Below are 19775 nucleotides of genomic sequence, written 5' to 3'. Positions count from 1 at the left end.
GAAGGAGAAGGACGATGTCCACCTCGCGCACCACCCCACGAAGAAGCCCGTCACGACGCAAGGGCCGGCTGGTCGCCGTCCTCGCGGGCCTGCTGGCCGCGCTCACGGTGTGGGCTCCCGGCGCCGTCGCGGAGCCCGGACCCGTACTCGCAGGCGGTGGGGCCGCCGGGACGGCGGCTGCCGACGCCGCCACCCCACGGGGTGACCGGGGCCCGGACGCGTCGTCGCAGACCATCGCGCCCGGTGACCCGATCTTCAGCGGCGGAGCCCGCTGCACCGCAGGCTTCAACGTCACCGACGGCACGGACGTCTTCATCGTGACCGCGGGCCACTGCACCTCGGTGGGCTCCACCTGGTACGCGGACCCGCAGCTCACCGTTCCGATCGGCCCGACGGTCTCCTCGTCGTTCCCGGGTAACGACTACGGCCTCATCCGCTACGACAATCCCGACCTGACCCCCGAGGGCGGATACAGCCTCGGTACCCCGTACGTGGGCCAGCAGGTGTACATCAAAACGCCGCAGACCGGTATCCACAGCGGCACCATCACCGCTCTCAACGCCACCATCGACTACGGTCCCGACGGCGTCATCCACGGCCTCATCCGGACGAACATCTGCCTCCCGGTCGGCGCCGGGGGCGGCACTCCGCTGTTCGGCCCCAACGACCAGGCGCTGGGCATCGCTTCCGGCGGCTCGGGTTCGTGCTCATCCGGCGGCACGAGCTTCTTCCAGCCCCTGAACGAGGTGCTGTCGGCGTTCGGTCTCACGCTGTACTGACCGTCCCGCACCACAGCGCCCCGGGCGGGCTCGACGTCCCTCGGGCCCGCCCGACGGCGCCCCCTACAGTGAGTCGATGTACAGGTGCTCACCGACTCCCGTGGGAGAGGGCGGATGCGGAAGCATGCAGGGCGTGCGCAGGCGGGAGTGAGCCGATCGGGCCCACGAACGGCGACGCGACCGGTGGGTCGGCATGGCTGACCTGGGCCCCGTCGCCTGGCCGCCCGCCCCGATCGAGACCGAGCGGCTGGTGCTCCGGGAACCCGAGGCACGGGACCGTGCGGCGTTCATCGAGCTGCACGCCTCGCCGGAGGTGCACACCTACCTCGGAGGCCCCCGCCCGCGTGACGAGCTGGAGCGCGAGATGCCCGAGGTGCCCGGGCAGTGGCCGGGGAGCTTCGTCGTCGATCTCGACGGGGCGATGATCGGCCAGATCCTGCTCAGGAGGGCGACGGAGCATCGTCCGGCTGCCGTGGGGAAGGTCGATCTCGGCTACCTGTTCCTGCCGCGGGCGTGGGGGTTCGGGTATGCCGCGGAGGCGTGCGCGGCGGCACTCCGCTGGTTCGGCGGCGTCCTTCCGGGCGAGCCCGTGGTGCTCGCCACCCAGACCGCCAACGCCGGCTCGATGCGGCTCGCGGCGAAGCTGGGGTTCACCGAGGTGGAGCGATTCCACGCCTGGGACGCCGAACAGTGGCTCGGGTTGCGGCCCCCGGTCGCGTCGTCTGCGTGAACGGGCCCGCGCTGCGGGCCGCCGATCCGGTGGCCGCAGGGCCCGGCGATCGAGGGCGGGAGGTACGACGCCTTCGGCGGCGGCCGGCACCGTGTGATCCGGGCGGGACCGATTCGGCGACGCCCGGCCCGGGCTGAGGGAGGATCACGGCATGGACGAAGAGGCCATCCCCATCCTGCGGGTCACCGATGCCGGCCGGGCGGTGCGCTGGTACGCCCGCCTGGGGTTCACGCAGCAGTGGGAGCACCGGTTCGAGCCCGGGCTGCCCGTCTTCACCGAGGTGGCCCGGGGGCGGGTACGCCTGTTCCTCTCCGAGCACGAGGGGGACGCCCTGCCCGACACGCTGGTGTACCTGCGGGTGCGTGATGTCGAAGCCGTCGCGGCGGAGTTCGGCGTGCCGACCGAGCACGCCCCGTGGGGCCCGGAGGCCGAACTCCGCGATCCCGACGGCAACCGCCTGCGCATCGGTACTCCCACGCAGTGAGCCGCGAGCAGGTCCGCGGGGGGCACGCCGTGGCAGGGGCTCGCCTCACGCGCGACCGCTCCGTGGAGACGCGGCGTGCCCCACGCGTGCGTGCGGGCGGTGTCAGCCCGGCAGGAGGTGGGGCGCGTGGTCGCGGACGGTGGCGAGCAGGCGACGCTTGGAGGGGTTGACCAGCGGGTGGCCCGCGACGTCGACGGTCGGGACCGTCTCGTTGCCGTCGGCGAGGGACCGTACGAAGGCGGCGGCCTTGGGGTCCTGCCAGATGTTCACCTCGCGGTACGTCAGCCGGGTGCGACGCAGCCGCAGCCGCAGGGCGATGCAGAACGGGCATCCGGGCCGCCAGTAGACGACCACCTCGTCGCGCGTGTCGGTCATGCCTCCCGGCTACCCGACGGCCCGGCCGCGTGAACACCCGGGAGGGATCGTCGCTGCCGATGAGTTTCGCCGGCCGGGGCGGTCTACCCGTACGACAGCGTCCCCGCGGGTAGGCAGGAGCCGCAGCCATGCAGAAGATCACCACTTTCCTCTGGTTCGACACCGAGGCCGAGGAGGCCGCGCGGCACTACGTGTCCGTCTTCGGGAACGGCTCGCGCGTCGTCGAGGTGCAGCACTACACCGAGGCGGGGCCGCGGGAGCCGGGGTCGGTCATGACCGTCACCTTCGAACTCGCCGGCCAGCGCTTCATCGCTCTCAACGGCGGCCCGGAGTTCACCTTCAGCGAGGCGATCTCGTTGCAGATCGACTGCGATACGCAGGACGAGGTGGACCACTACTGGTACAAGCTCGGAGAGGGCGGCCAGGAGGTGCAGTGCGGCTGGCTCAAGGACCGCTACGGCCTCTCCTGGCAGGTCGTGCCCCGGCAGCTGACCGAGCTGACGGGCGATCCGGACCCGGCGAAGTCGAAGGCCGTGTTCGCGGCGATGCTCGAGATGAAGAAGCTCGACATCAAGGGCCTGCAGGCCGCCTACGACGCGGCCGGCTGACGGGACATGCCGTCGGGCAGGACCGGGCGGCGGGTCAGACGATCGCGAACGCCTCGATCTCCAGCAGAAGGTCGGGCCGGACCAGCGCGGCCACCTGGACCGCCGAACTCGCCGGCAGGCGCCGGCCGGCGCCCAGCGCCTCGTCCCGCGCCTCCCGGACGGCCGGCAGATGCGCGACGTCGGTCACGAAGTACGTCAGCTTCACCACGTCGTCGAAGGTCGCCCCCGCGGCCGCCAGACAGCGGCGCAGGTTCGCGAAGACCTGCCGCGCCTGCGCGGCGGGGTCGCCCGCGCCGACGAGCGCGCCGTGTTCGTCGAGCGCGATCTGCCCGGAGACCGCGACGAAGCGCCCGGCGCCCCACACCACGTGGTCGTAGCCGGAAGCGGGGGCGACGCCCTCGGGCGCGGCGATGTGCGTGAGTTCGGCCATGCCCGCATGGTGCGGCACACGCCGGTGCCCGCGCGAGGCGATTACGGGCCGGTCCGCCGCACCAGGTCGAGGGACTCCTCGTGCAGCGCCGCCAGCGCCAGCTCGACCAGCGGGTGGGTGCGGCTGCCGCGCCGCACCGCGGCGAACACCCGGCGCGTGGGCCGGTCGCCCTCCAGGGGCCGGATCACCGCACCGCCCAGTTCGATACCGCGCAGCGCCGTACGGGGCACCAGCGCGACCCCCGCCCCGTTGGCGACGAGGGCGCTCACCGCGCGGAAGTCGTCGGACAGCGAGTCGACACGTGGCTGGAAACCGGCCTGCACGCAGGCGTGCAGCACCACGTCGTGCACCGGGTTGCCGGGCCAGGGGGTGATCCAGGGGTCGTCGGCCAGCTCGGTGAGCGGCACCCGGTCCGCGCCGAGGAGGCGGTGCCCCGGCGGCAGCACGGCGTCGAACGGCTCGGCGTAGAGCGGTTCGCGCAGCAGCCTGCCGTCCCCGGAGGCGCCGCCGTCGCCGAGCGTCTCCCGGTGCTCCACCGCGACCGCGACGTCCGCGTCGCCGTCGCTCAGCAGGCGCAGGCTCGCATGGCCCTCGGCGTCCTTGACCTGGAACGCGACCTGCGGCGTCCGCCGCCGGAGCACGGCGACCGCAGGGGCGACGATCTCGGTGATCGCGGTCGGGTAGGCCGCGAGCACCACCTCGCCGACCAGCCCCGCTGCGCAGGCGGCCAGGTCGGCCTCGGCCCGCTCCAGCTGTGCGGCGATCGTGGTGGCGTGCGCGGCGAGCACGGCGCCGGGCGCGGTCAGCCGCACGTTCCGGCCGTGCCGTTCCAGCAGTGGCTGGCCCGCCTCCGTCTCCAGTGCGGCGAGCTGCTGGGAGACGGCGGAGGGGGAGAGGTACAGGGCCTGCGCGGCGGCGGTGACCGTACCGTGGTCGGCCAGTGCCCGGAGCACCCGCAACCTGCGCGGATCGATGGTCACACGGCCAGTGTCGCACGACCGTGAAGCCCGCCTTCACGATCAACCTCCGAAAACGCTGATGGACTGCACAGCCCTCGGCGAGGGACAGTATTCGGCCATGAGGGCATTGGTGAAGACGGCCGCCGCACCCGGCCTGGAGCTGACCGACGTGCCGACCCCGGAGGCGGGGGACGGCCAGGTGCTGATCAAGGTGCTGCGCACCGGCATCTGCGGCACCGACCTGCACATCGACGGCTGGGACGCGTGGGCGGCCCGCTCCGTCGAGCCGCCCCGCGTGCTGGGCCACGAGTTCGTCGGCGAGGTCGCCGGGCTCGGCGCGGGCGTGACCGGCGTGCAGGTGGGCGACCTGGTCAGCGGAGAGGGCCACCTGGTGTGCGGCACCTGCCGCAACTGCATGGCCGGCCGCCGCCACCTGTGCATCCGCACCATCGGTCTCGGCGTGCACACGGACGGCGCGTTCGCCGAGTACGTGGTGCTGCCGGAGGAGAACGTCTGGGTGCACCGGCACGAGGTCGACCTCGACATCGCCGCGATCTTCGACCCGTTCGGCAACGCCGTGCACACCGCCCTCGCCTTTCCCGTGCTCGGCGAGGACGTGCTCATCACCGGCGCCGGCCCGATCGGCATCATGGCCGCCGCCGTCGCCCGGCACGCCGGTGCCCGCAGCGTCGTCATCACCGACGTCAGCGAGTACCGCCTCCAGCTCGCGCGGAAGATCGGCGCGACGCTCGCCCTCGACGTGAGCACCGCCTCGATCAAGGACGTCATGCCCGAACTGTCCATGACCGAGGGCTTCGACATCGGCCTGGAGATGTCCGGCCGCACCGAGGCGCTGCGTGACATGATCGCCGCGATGCGGCCCGGCGGCCGGATCGCGGTGCTGGGTCTGCCCACCGGCAGCGGCGACGTGCCGGTCGACATGGCCACCATCGTGCAGCGCATGCTCACCCTGCGCGGCATCTACGGTCGTGAGATGTACGAGACCTGGTACTCCATGTCCGTCCTGCTCCAGGGCGGTCTCGACATCGGCCCGGTCGTCACCCACCGGTTCGGCTACGAGGAGCACGCGGACGCGTTCGCCGCCGCCCGTTCCGGCCAGTGCGGCAAGGTCGTCATCGACTGGACCCAGCCCCTCGCGGGGCAGTCCGCCGGCCGCTGACCTCTGCCCCCACGGCCGCCGACCCGCCACGAACCCCAGGAGGACACCGAAGTGTTCGGAACCATGCGCGACGACCTGCGCAGGACGCTCGACGAGATCCGCGAAGCGGGCCTGTACAAGTCGGAGCGGGTGATCGCGAGCCCGCAGTCGTCCGGCATCCGCGTCGGCGACGAGCAGGTCGTCAACTTCTGCTCCAACAACTACCTCGACCTCGCCGACCACCCGGACGTCATCGCCGCCGCCAAGCAGGCGCTGGACGACTGGGGCTTCGGCATGGCGTCCGTCCGGTTCATCTGCGGCACCCAGGAGCCGCACACGGTGCTCGAGCGCCGCCTCTCGCAGTTCCTGGGGACCGAGGACACCATCCTCTACAGCTCCTGCTTCGACGCCAACGGCGGCGTGTTCGAGACCCTGCTGACCGCCGAGGACGCGGTCATCTCCGACGAGCTCAACCACGCGAGCATCATCGACGGCATCCGGCTGTCCAAGGCCGCCCGCCACCGGTACCGGAACCGCGACATGGCGGACCTGGAGCGCTGCCTGAAGGAGTCGGCGAGCGCCCGGCACCGCCTCATCGTCACCGACGGCGTGTTCTCCATGGACGGATACGTCGCGCCGCTGGACGAGATCTGCGACCTCGCCGAGCGCTACGACGCCCTGGTCATGGTCGACGACTCGCACGCCGTGGGCTTCATGGGCGACGGCGGCCGCGGCACGCCCGAACTCTTCGGTGTCGCCGACCGGGTCGACATCGTCACCGGAACGCTCGGCAAGGCGCTCGGCGGCGCCAGCGGCGGCTACGTCGCCGCGCGCGCCGAGATCGTGGAGCTGCTCCGGCAGCGTTCCCGCCCTTACCTGTTCTCCAACTCCCTCGCGCCGTCCATCGTCGGCGCCTCGCTGCGCATCCTGGACCTGCTCGAGACCTCGGGCGACCGGCGTCGCACACTGCGGGAGAACACCGCGCTGTTCCGCTCCGAGATGACCGCGGCCGGATTCGACATCCTGCCGGGCGACCACCCCATCACCCCGGTGATGGTCGGCGACGCCGCGCTCGCCGCCGAGATGGCCGCCGCGCTGCTGGAGAAGGGGATCTACGTGATCGCGTTCTCCTACCCGGTGGTGCCGCAGGGCAAGGCCCGCATCCGGGTCCAGCTCTCCGCCGCGCATTCCACCGAGGACGTGCGGCGCGCCGTGCGCGCCTTCACCGAGGTCCGCGACGCCGCGCAGGCGGCCGGGTAGCACCTGCCGGGCAGCACCTGCCGCGAGAGACGCCCGCCGGCGCACTCCCCCTCCTGCCCGGTGGTCACAGCAGCGTGAGCTGCGTGGCCTCCGGGCCCGGCGCCGGCGGGTCCTCCTCGGCGTGCTCCGGCGGCAGCCGGTGCGCGCCGGGGGAGGAGGGGCCTATCCCGTACTCCGCGGCCAGTTCGTGCACCTGTCCGGTGATGCGGCGCTGGTACCACTTCGGCGCGTAGGCGCCCGCCGCGTACAGCGCCTCGTAGTGCCGCACCAGCTGCGGGTGGTGGGCCTGCAGCCACTGCAGGAACCACTCGCGGGCGCCCGGCCGCAGGTGCAGCGTGAGGGGCGTGACGGACGTGGCGCCGGCTGCGGCGATCGCCCGCACGGTGGTGCGCAGCTGTGCCGGGGAGTCGCCCAGGAACGGGATCACCGGCGCCATCAGCACGCCGCACGGGATGCCGTGCTCGCTCAGGGCCCGCACCACGTCCAGCCGGCGCTGCGGCGCGGGCGTGCCGGGTTCGACGGTGCGCCACAGCTCCTCGTCGGTGAAGCCGACGGAGACCGAGACGCCGACGTCGGAGACGGCCGCGGCGGACCGCAGCAGCTCCAGGTCGCGCAGGATCAGCGTGCCCTTGGTGAGGATCGAGAACGGGTTCGCGTAGTCGCGCAGGGCGGTGAGGATGCCCGGCATCAGCCGGTAGCGGCCCTCGGCGCGCTGGTAGCAGTCGACGTTCGTGCCCATCGCGATGTGCTCGCCGTGCCAGCGGCGTCCGCCCAGCTCGCGGCGCAGCAGCTCCGGGGCGTTGACCTTGACGACGATCTGGGTGTCGAAGCCGGTCCCGGTGTCCAGGTCGAGGTAGCTGTGCGTCTTGCGGGCGAAGCAGTACACGCACGCGTGCGTGCAGCCGCGGTAGGGGTTCACCGTCCATTCGAACGGCATCCGGGACGCCCCGGGCACGCGGTTGACGATCGAGCGCGCCCGCACCTCGTGGAACGTCACCCCCCGGAACTCGGGCGTGTCGAACGTCCTGGTCACGACGTCGGTACCGAAGAGGCCGGCCGGGCCGTCCCCGTTCAGGTTCTCCCACCGCATGAAGTCCTCCTCCGTCGCGCCGCCGTGCCGGGAGCTCGCGTTCCCTAAGAATAGAACACCTGTTCCCTTCGGTTCTGTCAACCTGGATTTGGGCCCCCGGCGCGAGGGTGGTTGGCTTGCCGTGGAGACCGCCGCGGCGCCCGCGGACGGCTCCTCGAAGCGACCGAAGTGCACACCACAGGAGGACCCATGGCGCAGGTCGAGGCCGTGACGCGGCGAGAGATCGCCGCGAAGCCGGACGACGTGTTCGACGCGCTCGCCGACTACAGCGGCACCCGGCAGAAGCTGCTGCCCGAGCACTTCAGCGAGTACGAGGTCCGCGAGGGCGGGGACGGCGAGGGCACGCTGGTCCACTGGAAGCTCCAGGCGACCAGCAAGCGGGTCCGCGACTGCCTGCTGGACGTGACCGAGCCCGCCGACGACGAGCTGGTCGAAACGGACCGCAACTCCTCCATGGTCACCACCTGGAAGGTCACCCCCGGCGGCCGTGAGGGCACCGCCGTCGTCGTGGTGCGCACCGTGTGGAACGGCGCGGGCGGCATCGGGGGCTTCTTCGAGAAGACCTTCGCCCCCAAGGGCCTCGGCCGGATCTACGACGCGCTGCTCGCCAACCTCGCCGCCGCGACGGAGAAGTAGCCGCCGCCGCGCTCTCACCGGAAAGAGTGGACTTCGAGGCCCGCCGGGATGTGCCCGGCGGGCCTCGGGTATGGCGTCCCCGGTGCCGAATCTCCTGATGGGGCGCCGACGAATGCCCCGGGCAACGGAGTTGAGCGGCTCCGGTGCTGCTCCGTGTGCGCGTGGCGCCGACTTGCCCACCCTTGTCGCCGAATGCACAGAATGCTCCCCATGAGACGTCCGGGCCGTGCCAACGGCCGGAACGCGGGCGGCGCAACGGGCGAGAGGCGGACGGGATGAGCGGGTCGACGCTGAGCGGCGTCCGTCGGGGCGGCGCGCCCGCCGGGGTCGAAGTCACCGTCGAGATCCCGTCGTTCGCCGCCGGAGCTGCTCCCGCCGAAGCCACCGCCTCCTCCGCCGCCGAGGCCACGGAGCCGCCCGCACCGCCCGCCGACGGGGCGCCGCCTCCTCCCGGAGCACCCGGTTCCGGGGCGCCCGGCACGGGGCAGGCGCCGCTCGGCCCCGCGCGCGTCCGCCTGGTGTTCACCGGCCTGATGCTGGCCCTGCTGCTCGCGGCGCTGGAGCAGACCATCGTCGCCACGGCGCTCCCCGAGATCGTCGGCGACCTGCACGGCCTGGACCGCATGGCCTGGGCCGTGACCTCCTACCTCCTCGCCGCCACCATCGGGCTCCCCGTCTACGGCAAACTCGGCGACCTCTACGGCCGCAAGAGCGTCTTCCTCTTCGCCATCGTCGTCTTCGTCGCCGGCTCGGCACTCGCCGGCTGGTCGCGCTCGATGGACGAACTCATCGCCTTCCGCGCCCTCCAGGGCATCGGCGCGGGCGGGCTGATGATCGGCGTTCAGGCGATCATCGCCGACCTCGTCCCGGCCCGCGAACGCGGCCGGTACATGGGGCTGATCGGCGCCTCGTTCGGCCTCGCCTCGGTCGCGGGGCCGCTGCTCGGCGGCTGGTTCACCGACGAGCTGTCCTGGCGCTGGTGCTTCTGGATCAACGTCCCGTTCGGCCTGCTGACCCTGCTGGTCACCGCGTTCGTCCTGCGCCTGCCCCCACCACCGCGCCGCCGCCGCCGACTCGACGTGCTCGGGGCGCTGCTGCTCACCGCCTTCTCCACCTGCCTGGTGCTCCTCACGACCTGGGGCGGCACCACGTACGACTGGGACGACCCGGTCGTGCTCGCCCTCGGCGCCGGGTCGGCCTCCTCGGCCGTGCTCTTCCTGGTGGTCGAACGGTTCGCCGTCGAGCCGCTGATGCCGCTGCACCTCTTCCGCGACTCCGTCTTCAACGTCACCGGCCTGGTCGGGGCCGTCGTCGGCGTCGCCCTCTTCGGCGCCGCGAGCTACCTGCCGAGCTTCCTCCAGATGGTCGACGGGGCGACCGCGACCGAGTCCGGTCTCCTGATGCTGCCGATGATGGGCGGCATCGTCTGTACCTCCGTCGTCTGCGGCCAACTCGTCTCCCGCACCGGCCGGTACAAGGCGTACCCGGTGCTCGGCTGCCTGGTCTCCGCAGTCGGCATGTGGCTCCTCTCCCTCCTGGACGCCGGCACCGCCCGGGCGACGTACAGCGTCTGGATGGCCGTGCTCGGGGCGGGCATCGGCATGGTGCTGCCGGTGCTCATCGTCGCCGTGCAGAACTCCGTGCGCCCCGCCGACCTCGGCACCGCCACCAGCGCCGGAAACTACTTCCGGCAGATCGGCGGCAGCGTCGGCGCCGCCGTGTTCGGCACCCTGTTCACCCACCGGCTCGCCGACGCGCTGGCCCGCGAGGTTCCCGAACCGCCCCCCGGCGTGCGGCTGCCGCCGCCCGAGGCGATCACCCCCGACGCCGTGTACGCGCTGCCCGCCGCGCTCCGCGACGGCTACGTGCTGGCGTACGCCGACGCCATGCCGCGGATCTTCCTCCACCTCGTGCCGGTGCTGGTCCTCGGCTTCCTGCTCGCCCTGCTCCTCAAGGAGAAACCCCTGGTGACCCCCGAGCTCTCCGTCCCCGAAGCCCGCACCGCCGCCGAGGCGCCGGCCCGCGCCACGGGTACCGCCGACCCGCTTCCGCACCCCGCGGGGGTACCGGTGTGCGGCAGCGTGCGTCACCCCGACGGCAGCACCGTGCCGCGCGCCGCCCTCACCCTCATCGACACCACCGGGCGGCAGATCGGGCGCGGCGCCACCGGCGAGGACGGCCGCTACGCGCTGAGTACGCCCGGCGCGGGGGCGTACGTGCTGATCGCCGCCGCCGGCGGGCATCAGCCGCAGGCCGTCAGCGTCGCGGTCGGCGAACGGGCCGTGGAACTGGACCTGGTCCTCGGCGGTGCCGGGCGGCTCGTCGGCACGGTGCTCACGGCCGACGGCACCCCGGTGCGGGACGCCGCGGTCACCCTCACCGACGCGCGCGGCGAGGTCGTCGCGGCCTGCCGCAGCGACCGCGAGGGCCGGTACGCGATGCCCGACCTCGTGGCGGGCGAGTACACCCTCGCGGTGAGCTCCCCCGCGTACCGCCCGGTCGCGATGCCGCTGACGGTCCAGGCGTCCCGCGAGACCTGTCAGGACGTGGAGCTGGCCGGCAGCGCCGTGCTGCGCGGGACGGTGCGCGCCGGAGGCGGCCGTGCCGTGGAGGACGCCCGGGTGACGCTGATGGACGCGGCCGGAAACGTCGTCGACACCGCGGTCACCGGCCCGGACGGCGTCTTCCGGTTCGTCGACCTCGCGTCGGGCGAGTACACGGTCGTCGCCGCGGGCTACCCGCCCGTCGCCACCGTCCTGCGGGTCGCCCCCGGCACCCGCACCGACCGCGACCTCCAGCTCTGCCACGGCGACTGACGCCCGCCCGGGGGCCACGGGCGAGCCTCCCACCGGCGGAAATCCGTTGCCCGTGCCCGGCGCCGCTGACAGGCTCCCGCCATGCCCACCTTCGCCGCTCCCGACGGAACCGCCCTCGTGCACCATGTGTCCGGGGCGGGCGCGCCCCTGGTCTGCCTGCCCGGCGGTCCGATGCAGGACTCCGCCTACCTCGGCGGTCTCGGCTCACTCGCCGCCCACCGGACGCTGATCCGGCCGGACCTGCGCGGCACCGGCGGGTCCGCCGTGCCGGAGGACCCCGCGTCCTACCGCTGCGACCGGCTCGTGGGCGATGTGGAGGCGCTGCGGGAACACCTCGGCCTGGACCGGATGGACCTGCTCGCGCATTCCGCGGGCGCCAACCTCGCGGCCCTGTACACCACCCGCCATCCCGAACGGGTCTCCCGGCTGGCGCTCGTCACACCGAGCGTCGTGGCCCCCGCCGTCGCCGTGACGGGAGAGATGCGGCTGGAGCGCGCGCGACTGCGCCGCGACGAGCCCTGGTTCCCCGAGGCCTACGCCGCGCTGGAGGCGGTCGTCGCGGGCAGGGCGACCGACGAGACCTGGCAGGCCATCGCCCCGTTCGCCTACGGGCGCTGGGACGAGACGGCCCGTGCCCACGCCGCGGCCGCCGAGCGGCAGCGCAACCGGGAGGCCGCGGCCGTCCACAACGAGGCGGGCGCGTTCGACCCCGACGCCACCCGCGCGGCGTTCGCCGCCCTCACCGCACCGGTGCTGGTGCTCGCCGGGGAGTTCGACCTGAACTCCCCGGCACCCGCCATGGCCGAACTCGCCGCGCTCTTCCCCGGGGCGGAGTGCGTGGTGCAGCCCGGAGCGGCCCACTTCCCGTGGCTGGACGACCCGGAGCGGTTCACCGCCGTCGTCACCGCGTTCCTGCGGTGACCTCCCGAAGGCCCGTCAGCCGGCCCGGAAGCGGCGCAGGCGCAGGCTGTTGGCGACGACGAAGACCGAGGAGAAGGCCATCGCCGCACCGGCGATCATCGGGCTGAGCATGCCCGCCGCGGCCAGCGGAAGCGCCGCGACGTTGTAGGCGAACGCCCAGAAGAGGTTGCCCTTGATGGTCGCCAGGGTGCGGCGGGACAGGCGGATCGCGTCGGCCGCCACCCGGAGGTCGCCGCGCACCAGGGTGAGGTCGCCCGCCTCCATGGCCGCGTCCGTACCCGTGCCCATGGCCAGCCCCAGGTCGGCCTGCGCGAGGGCTGCCGCGTCGTTCACCCCGTCGCCGACCATCGCCACCGAACGCCCCTCGGCCTGAAGCCGCTTGACGACGTCGACCTTGTCCTCGGGCAGGACCTCCGCGACGACCTCGTCGATGCCCACCTCGGCCGCGACCGCCTCGGCGACCGCCGCGTTGTCACCGGTGAGGAGTACCGGGGTCAGCCCCAGGTCCCGGAGCCTGCGGACCGCCTCGGTGCTGGTGTCCCGGACCGCGTCCGCCACTTCGAGCAGCGCGCGCGCCCGGCCGTCCCAGGCGACCGCCACGACCGTACGGCCCGCCCCCTCGGCCTCGTCCCGGGCGGCGGCGAGTTCGGCCGGCAGCGCCACCGACCGGTCGCGGAGCAGCCGGGCGCGGCCGACGAGCACGTCACGGCCGTCCACGACGCCCCGCACGCCGAGTCCGGGGATGTTGGCGAACTCCGCAGGAGACGGGAGGTCGCCCACCCGTGCGGCCGCGCCGGCCGCGACGGCGCGGGCGACGGGGTGTTCGGAGGCGTGCTCCAGCCCGCCGGCCAGCCGCAGCACCTCCTCCTCGTCCTCGCCCCCGGCCGTCCGCACGGCCAGCAGGGTCATCCGGCCGGTGGTCACGGTGCCGGTCTTGTCGAGCACGACCGTGTCCGCACGGCGGGTGTTCTCCAGCACCTCGGGCCCCTTGATGAGGATGCCGAGTTGTGCGCCGCGCCCGGTGCCGACCATCAGCGCGGTCGGGGTCGCCAGTCCCAGCGCGCAGGGGCAGGCGATGATGAGGACCGCCACCCCGGCGGTGAAAGCCGCCGTCACCGACCCGCCGACGGCCAGCCAGACGCCCAGTGTCGCGAGGGCGAGAAGGATCACCGCGGGCACGAACACGGCGGAGATGCGGTCGGCGAGCCGCTGCGCGGCCGCCTTGCCGTTCTGCGCGTCCTCCACCAGCTTCGCCATGCGTGCGAGCTGCGTCTCGGAGCCGACGCGGGTGGCCTCGACCACCAGCCGCCCGCCCGCGTTGAGGGTCGCACCGGTCACCGGGTCGCCCGCGGCGACCTCCACCGGCACCGACTCGCCGGTGAGCAGGGAGGCGTCGACGGCCGAGGAGCCCTCGACCACCGTGCCGTCGGTGGCGACCTTCTCGCCGGGGCGCACGGTGAAACGGTCGCCGACGGCCAGTTCACCGACGGGCACGCGCTGTTCACGGCCGTCCCGCAGGACGGTGACCTCCTGCGCGCCCAGCTCCATCAGTGCGCGCAGCGCCGCGCCGGCCCGCCGCTTGGCGCGGGCCTCGAAGTAGCGGCCCGCGAGGAGGAAGGCGGTGACGCCCGCCGCGGCCTCGAGGTAGATGGTGCCGGCGCCGTCCGTGCGGGAGACGGTGAACTCGAAGGGGTGCGTCATGCCCGGCATGCCGGCCGTCCCGAGGAACAGCGCCCACACCGACCAGAGGAAGGCCGCGCCCGTACCGACCGAGACCAGCGTGTCCATGGTGGCCGCGCCGTGCCGCAGGTTCGTCCAGGCGGCGCGGTGGAAGGGCCATCCGCCGTAGACGACCACGGGCGCGGCGAGGGTGAGCGAGAGCCACTGCCACGAGGTGAACTGAAGTGCCGGCACCATCGCCATCGCGACGACGGGTACCGCGAGGACCACGGCGGTGAGCAGCCGCAGGCGCAGCGGCCGCAGCTCGTCGCGTTCCGCCTCCGCCGGTGCGCCCGGCTCCGGGGCGGACGGGGAGCGCGGCGGCGGAGGAGGCGCGGCGGTGTAGCCGGTGGCCTCGACGGTGGCGATCAGGTCGGCCACGGCCAGGTCCTCGGTGTAGCTGACCCGCGCCTTCTCGGTGGCGTAGTTGACGCTCGCCTGCACGCCGCCCATGCGGTTGAGCTTCTTCTCGACACGCGCGGCGCACGCGGCGCAGGTCATTCCGCCGATGGCGAGTTCGACCTCGGCGGTGCGCGGCGTGGGCGTGGTGGTGGTCATGTGCGTGCTCCTCGGGTGCATGGTATCCGGGGCGGCCGGCCCTCCCGGAGTTTATACCCGTAGGGGGTATCTCACATTCTCCTTTATACCCCTACGGGGTACGAGGGGCAAGCGTGGTCCCGGGTGTCGCGGAGTCCGGTCGAGTGGTGTAGACCACTGGCTGTCCACAGGGCTTTCTCCGCCGTTCGCGACGGCGTAACGTGACGCTTCATGAAGATCTTGATCAGCGCGGACATGGAAGGCGCGACCGGCGTCACCTGGCCCGCGGACGTGCTTCCGGGCACCCCCCAGTGGGAGCGCTGCCGACCGATGTTCACCTCCGACGTGAACGCCGCGGTCACCGGCTTCCTCGAGGGGGGCGCTGACGAGGTCCTCATCAACGAGGCCCACTGGACCATGCGCAACCTGCTGCTGGAACGACTCGACGACCGGGCCCAGATGCTCACCGGGCGCCACAAGTCCCTCAGCATGGTCGAGGGCGTGCAGCACGGCGACGTCGACGGCATCGCCTTCGTCGGCTACCACACCGGCGCCGGCGCCGAGGGCGTCCTCGCCCACACCTACCTCGCCAACTCGCTCACCGGCGTGTGGGTCGACGGCACCCGCGCGAGCGAGGGCCTGCTCAACGCCCTGGTCGTCGCCGAGTACGGCGTGCCCGTCGTCCTGGTCACCGGCGACGACCGCACCTGCGAGGACGCCAAGGGCTACGCCCCACAGGCCCGTACGGTCGCCGTGAAGGACTACGTCTCCCGCTACGCCGCCGTCTGCCGCACGCCCGCCCGCACCGCCCGGGACATCCACGCGGCGGCGCGCGAGGCCGCGGAGCTGGCCGTGCGCCACGAACCGGTCACCTCCGGGCCGCACGAGGTGGCGCTCGAGTTCGACGCCGAGCACCTGGCCGGTGCCGCGACCGTCGTGCCCGGTGTCGAGCAGACCGGCGAACGGCGCGTCGCCTACACCGCGCCGACCATGTACGAGGGCATCCGCTGCTTCAAAGCGGTCACCACCGTCGTCTCGTCCGCAGTGGAGGAGCAGTATGGCTGAGGCACACATCGACACCCGGGCGCTGGACGAGGCGGTCACGTTCACCTCCCAGCTCATCCGCATCGACACCACCAACCACGGCGGCGGCGACGGCGTGGAACGCCCGGCCGCCGAGTACGTCGGGGAACGGCTGAGCGAGGCCGGGCTGGAGCCGGTCTTCCTGGAGAAGGCCCCGGACCGGACGAACGTCGTGGCCCGCATCGAGGGCACCGACCCCTCCGCCGACGCCCTGCTCGTCCACGGCCATCTCGACGTCGTGCCCGCCCGGCCCGACGACTGGACCGTGCACCCGTTCTCCGGCGAGGTGCGGGACGGCGTGGTGTGGGGCCGCGGCGCCATCGACATGAAGAACATGGACGCGATGGTGCTGTCCGTCGTACGGGCGTGGGCTCGGGCCGGCGTCCGGCCGCGGCGGGACATCGTGCTGGCCTTCACCGCCGACGAGGAGGACAGCGCCGAGTACGGCGCCGACTACCTCACCGAGAAGCACGCCGAACTGTTCGACGGCTGCACCGAGGGCATCAGCGAGTCCGGCGCCTTCACCTTCCACGCCGGCGACGGCCTGCGGCTCTACCCGGTCGCGGCGGGCGAGCGGGGCACCGCGTGGATGCGCCTCACCGCCCGCGGGCGCGCCGGCCACGGCTCCAAGGTGAACCGGGAGAACGCGGTGAGCCGGCTCGCCGCCGCCGTGCACCGGATCGGCGAGTACGCCTGGCCGGTGCGGCTGACCCCGACCGTGCGCGCGGCGCTGATCGAACTCTCCCTCGCCGCCGGAGTGGAGCCCCCGGACCTGGACGCCGCCGACTTCGACGTCGACGCGCTGCTGGAACGGCTCGGCCGGTCCGCCGCCCTGGTCGCCCCGACCGTCCGCAACAGCGCCAACCCGACGATGCTGAACGCCGGTTACAAGGTCAACGTCATCCCCGAGCAGGCCACCGCACAGGTCGACGGCCGGATGCTGCCCGGCGCGGAGGACGAGTTCACCGCCACGATGGACCGGCTCACCGGCCCGCACGTCGACTGGGAGTTCCAGCACCGCGAGGTGCCGCTGCAGGCCCCCGTCGACGCGCCCGCCTTCGCCGTGCTGCGCGAGTCCCTGGAGCACTTCGACCCCACCGCCCGAGTGGTGCCGTACTGCATGTCCGGCGGCACCGACGCCAAGCAGTTCTCCCGGCTGGGCATCCAGGGCTACGGCTTCTCGCCGCTGAAACTGCCGGAGGGCTTCGACTACCAGGCCATGTTCCACGGCGTGGACGAGCGGGTGCCCGTCGAGGCGCTTCACTTCGGCGTCCACGTCCTCGACCGCGCCCTGCGCGCCCTGTAGAGGCGCTCGACCGGACCCCCTGACCCCGTCCGCGCACCTCGGCCCCGGCCGGGGGATGCCCCGCGCCCACCCCACCCCAGCACCCCGCACCGCGACGCACCGCGCCAGACACCCCCGACGCACGGAAGGCCGCTGCTCATGCCGCACCGCACCGCCCCCTACGGCAGCTGGCCGTCCCCCGTGGACGCGCGCCTCGTCGCCGCCCACGACGGACGCCCCGAATACCTCGGCGCCGTGGGCGACGAACTGTGGTGGACCGCGCCCCGCCCCGAGGAGGGCGGCCGTCGCGCGCTGATCCGGCAGCGCCCCGGCGCCGAGCCGGAATCCGTCCTCCCGCCGCCGTGGAACGTCCGCAACCGGGTCATCGAGTACGGCGGCCGGCCATGGGCCGGCGCTCCCGGCACCCCCGGCACCGAAGGCCCGCTCGTGGTCTTCACCCACTTCCCCGACCAGCGCCTCCACCTGCTGCGCCCCGACTCGGCCCCCGACGGCGACGCCACCGGCGCGGCCGGCCCCGGCGCACGGGCCGAGCCGGTGCCGCTGACGCCCGTCTCGGGAGCCGGCGGCGGCCTGCGCTGGTGCGACCCCGTCGTCCGGCCCGCCCACGGGGACGTGGTCTGCGTGCTCGAGGAGTTCACCGGCGACGGCCCCACCGACGTCCGCCGCACGCTGGCCTCCGTCCCGCTGGACGGCTCGGCCGCCGACGACCGGACCCGCGTGCGCGAACTCACCGACGACGCACACCGTTTCCTCACCGGCGCCCGCTTCTCCCCGGACGGCCGCCGGGTCGCCTGGCTCGCATGGGACCACCCCGCCATGCCCTGGGACGGCACCCTGGTCCGCGTCGCCGACGTCACCGGCGACGGCGCCTTCACCGGAGCCCGCACGGTCCTCGGCGGCCCCGAGGAATCCGTCGCGCAGGTCGAGTGGGCGGCCGACGGGCGGACCCTGCTGGCGGCCACCGACCGCACCGGCTGGTGGAACCTGCACCGCGTGGACCCCGCCACCGGCGAGGCGGTCAACCTCTGCCCGCGCGAGGAGGAGTTCGGCGGCGGCCTGTGGAAGATCGGCCTCCGCTGGTTCGCGCCGCTCCCCGGCGGACTCGTCGCCGTCCTGCACGGCCGGGGCGGCCAGGCGCTCGGCCTGCTCGACCCCGCCACCGGCGAACTCGCCGACGCACCCGGGCCGTGGACGGAGTGGGCGCCCGCGCTCGCCGTCGCGGACACCCGCGTCGTGGGCATCGCCGCCGGCGCGCACAGCGCGTACGAGATCGTCGAACTGGACACCGGCAGCGGACACGCCCGGGTGGTCGCCGAGGAGCACCGGCCCGCCGTCGACCCCGCCCACCTTCCGCACCCGCAGGCGCGCACCTTCACCGGACCCGGCGGGCGGGACGTGCACGCGCACGTCTACCCGCCCCGGCACCCCGACCACCAGGGTCCGCCCGGCGAACTGCCGCCGTACGTGATCTGGGTGCACGGCGGCCCCACCAGCCGCGTCCCCATGGTCCTGGACCTGGAGATCGCCTACTTCACCTCGCGCGGCATCGGCGTCGCCGAGGTCGACTACGGCGGCTCCACCGGGTACGGGCGCGCGTACCGGAACCGGCTGCGCGGCCAGTGGGGCGTGGTGGACGTCGAGGACTGCGCCGCCGTCGCCCGTGCGCTGGCCGACGAGGGCACGGCCGACCCGGCGCGGCTGGCGATCCGTGGCGGCAGCGCAGGCGGCTGGACCAGCGCCGCCTCGCTCACCTCGCCGGCCGGCGAGGTGTACGCCTGCGCCACCATCACCTACCCGATCCTCGACCTGAAGGGCTGGGCCACCGGCGAGACCCACGACTTCGAGTCGCAGTACCTGCGTTCCCTCGTCGGCGACCCGGAGGCCGACGCCGACCGCTACCACGACCGCTCGCCCGTCCACCACGCCGACCGCGTCGACCGTCCGTTCCTGTTGCTCCAGGGGCTGGACGACGTGATCTGCCCGCCCGTGCAGTGCGAGCGCTTCCTGGAGCGGATCGCCGGCCGGGGTGTCCCGCACGCCTACCTCGCCTTCGAGGGCGAGGGCCACGGCTTCCGCCGAGCCGACACCATCGTCCGCGCGGTCGAGGCGGAACTCTCCCTGTACGCCCAGACGTTCGGCATCGACCGGGACGACGTGCCGACGCTCCCCCTGAAGGAGGACACGTGACGGACGCCCGCGGCCGCGCCGAACCGTCGCACCGCCTCGCCGACCCGCGGGAACTGCTCGCGGGCCAGCTCGACTACTACCGGGCCACGCTGCTGCACAAGCTCGACGGCATGCCGGACGGGGAGCTGCGCGCCGCCCGGCTCCCCTCCGGCTGGACGCCGCTGGAGCTGCTGCGCCACCTCACGCACGTCGAACGCCGCTGGCTGTGCTGGGGCTTCGCCGCCGAGCAGGTCCCCGACCCCTGGGCCGACGACGGGCCCGACGGCCGCTGGTACGTGCCGGACGGCGTCACCGCAGAGCAGCTGCGGGCGGAGTTCACCGCCCAGTGCGCACGGTCACGGACGATCGCCGCCGGGGCGGGGCTGGAGGACCGTGCCGCCGTCGGCGGCCGCTTCCCGGCGGCGGAGGACGCGCCGACGCTCGGCTGGATCCTGCTGCACCTGCTCCAGGAGTACGCACGCCACGTCGGCCAGCTGGACGTCGTCCGCGAACTGGCCGACGGAGCCGTGGGGGAGTGAGGGTGGTGCCGCCCACGCGGCACCGCCGCCCCGCGCCGGACACGTCCTAGCTGTATTGCTCATGAGCGTTGTTGACACTCACAGGTCTTGATCATGGCGAAGGCCTCCGTGTGTGGTGGAGGTGTCGAATCTTCACCGCACGGAGGCCTTCGTGTCCCACCGTAATGCCCGTCTGACT

The 19775-nt window shown here is 73.5% G+C and carries 18 protein-coding genes; 13 read left to right on the top strand and 5 right to left on the bottom strand.

What is annotated here, in order from left to right; all coding sequences use genetic code 11:
* The first annotated feature begins 14 nt into the window (after window positions 1-14).
* The 3 genes from RM572_RS16305 to RM572_RS16295 all read left to right on the top strand — a co-directional run bounded on the left by RM572_RS16305 (window position 15) and on the right by RM572_RS16295 (window position 1993).
* Window positions 15-779 carry a S1 family peptidase gene (locus RM572_RS16305; RefSeq protein ID WP_311674082.1) on the top strand — a complete coding sequence of 255 codons (765 nt, stop codon included), beginning with the start codon at window positions 15-17 and terminating at the stop codon, window positions 777-779.
* Window positions 780-972: 193 nt separating this feature from the next.
* The gene (locus tag RM572_RS16300) at window positions 973-1509 is read left to right on the top strand and encodes a GNAT family N-acetyltransferase (protein ID WP_311674081.1); all 537 of its coding nucleotides are present in this window, start codon (window positions 973-975) and stop codon (window positions 1507-1509) included.
* A gap of 151 nt (window positions 1510-1660) precedes the next feature.
* Window positions 1661-1993, top strand: coding sequence for a glyoxalase superfamily protein (locus RM572_RS16295; protein WP_311674080.1), 333 nt, complete (start codon window positions 1661-1663; stop codon window positions 1991-1993).
* 102 nt (window positions 1994-2095) lie between these two features.
* On the opposite strand, the gene RM572_RS16290 is transcribed toward RM572_RS16295, so the two are convergent.
* On the bottom strand, window positions 2096-2368 hold the full coding sequence (locus RM572_RS16290) for a glutaredoxin domain-containing protein (protein ID WP_311674079.1): 273 nt from the start codon (window positions 2366-2368) through the stop codon (window positions 2096-2098).
* A 128-nt stretch (window positions 2369-2496) separates the two neighbouring features.
* Here RM572_RS16290 and RM572_RS16285 point away from each other — a divergent pair, with 128 nt between their 5' ends.
* Entirely contained in the window at window positions 2497-2976 is a 480-nt protein-coding gene (locus RM572_RS16285) for a VOC family protein (protein WP_311674078.1), read from the top strand.
* Window positions 2977-3010: 34 nt separating this feature from the next.
* Here the strand turns inward: RM572_RS16285 and RM572_RS16280 are convergent, their stop codons facing one another.
* Both RM572_RS16280 and RM572_RS16275 read right to left on the bottom strand, forming a co-directional pair.
* Entirely contained in the window at window positions 3011-3406 is a 396-nt protein-coding gene (locus RM572_RS16280) for a RidA family protein (protein ID WP_311674077.1), read from the bottom strand.
* A 41-nt stretch (window positions 3407-3447) separates the two neighbouring features.
* Window positions 3448-4386, bottom strand: coding sequence for a LysR family transcriptional regulator (locus RM572_RS16275; RefSeq protein WP_311674075.1), 939 nt, complete (start codon window positions 4384-4386; stop codon window positions 3448-3450).
* A gap of 97 nt (window positions 4387-4483) precedes the next feature.
* On the opposite strand from RM572_RS16275, the gene tdh reads away from it, so the two are divergent.
* Both tdh and RM572_RS16265 read left to right on the top strand, forming a co-directional pair.
* Window positions 4484-5545 carry an L-threonine 3-dehydrogenase gene (gene tdh / locus RM572_RS16270; RefSeq protein ID WP_311674074.1) on the top strand — a complete coding sequence of 354 codons (1062 nt, stop codon included), beginning with the start codon at window positions 4484-4486 and terminating at the stop codon, window positions 5543-5545.
* A gap of 51 nt (window positions 5546-5596) precedes the next feature.
* Entirely contained in the window at window positions 5597-6784 is a 1188-nt protein-coding gene (locus tag RM572_RS16265) for a glycine C-acetyltransferase (RefSeq protein ID WP_311674073.1), read from the top strand.
* Window positions 6785-6848: 64 nt separating this feature from the next.
* On the opposite strand, the gene RM572_RS16260 is transcribed toward RM572_RS16265, so the two are convergent.
* The gene (locus tag RM572_RS16260; protein ID WP_027762122.1) at window positions 6849-7874 is read right to left on the bottom strand and encodes an Rv2578c family radical SAM protein; all 1026 of its coding nucleotides are present in this window, start codon (window positions 7872-7874) and stop codon (window positions 6849-6851) included.
* 189 nt (window positions 7875-8063) lie between these two features.
* On the opposite strand from RM572_RS16260, the gene RM572_RS16255 reads away from it, so the two are divergent.
* From RM572_RS16255 to RM572_RS16245, 3 genes are all read left to right on the top strand, one after another.
* Entirely contained in the window at window positions 8064-8510 is a 447-nt protein-coding gene (locus RM572_RS16255; protein ID WP_311674072.1) for an SRPBCC family protein, read from the top strand.
* 275 nt (window positions 8511-8785) lie between these two features.
* Complete coding sequence (locus RM572_RS16250) at window positions 8786-11326, top strand: MFS transporter (protein WP_311674071.1); 2541 nt, start codon at window positions 8786-8788, stop codon at window positions 11324-11326.
* A gap of 81 nt (window positions 11327-11407) precedes the next feature.
* Entirely contained in the window at window positions 11408-12247 is an 840-nt protein-coding gene (locus RM572_RS16245; protein WP_311674070.1) for an alpha/beta fold hydrolase, read from the top strand.
* Between the two features lie 15 nt (window positions 12248-12262).
* On the opposite strand, the gene RM572_RS16240 is transcribed toward RM572_RS16245, so the two are convergent.
* Entirely contained in the window at window positions 12263-14524 is a 2262-nt protein-coding gene (locus tag RM572_RS16240) for a heavy metal translocating P-type ATPase (protein WP_311674069.1), read from the bottom strand.
* Between the two features lie 210 nt (window positions 14525-14734).
* Here RM572_RS16240 and RM572_RS16235 point away from each other — a divergent pair, with 210 nt between their 5' ends.
* The 4 genes from RM572_RS16235 (at window position 14735) to RM572_RS16220 (ending at window position 19597) form a co-directional block, all read left to right on the top strand.
* A complete protein-coding gene (locus RM572_RS16235) occupies window positions 14735-15568 on the top strand; it encodes a M55 family metallopeptidase (protein ID WP_311674068.1) in 834 nt (277 codons plus the stop codon).
* Complete coding sequence (locus RM572_RS16230) at window positions 15561-16892, top strand: M20/M25/M40 family metallo-hydrolase (protein WP_027762128.1); 1332 nt, start codon at window positions 15561-15563, stop codon at window positions 16890-16892. Before RM572_RS16235 ends, RM572_RS16230 begins: the two co-directional genes overlap by 8 nt.
* A 138-nt stretch (window positions 16893-17030) precedes the next feature.
* Entirely contained in the window at window positions 17031-19079 is a 2049-nt protein-coding gene (locus RM572_RS16225; RefSeq protein ID WP_311674067.1) for a dipeptidyl-peptidase 5, read from the top strand.
* Entirely contained in the window at window positions 19076-19597 is a 522-nt protein-coding gene (locus RM572_RS16220; protein WP_311674066.1) for a DinB family protein, read from the top strand. Before RM572_RS16225 ends, RM572_RS16220 begins: the two co-directional genes overlap by 4 nt.
* The last annotated feature ends 178 nt before the right edge of the window (window positions 19598-19775 follow it).

Source organism: Streptomyces hazeniae (assembly GCF_031845485.1).
Classification (GTDB): Bacteria; Actinomycetota; Actinomycetes; order Streptomycetales; family Streptomycetaceae; genus Streptomyces; species Streptomyces hazeniae.
Note: the sequence above shows the minus strand (reverse complement) of the source record. Positions and strands in the feature narration are given on the sequence as shown.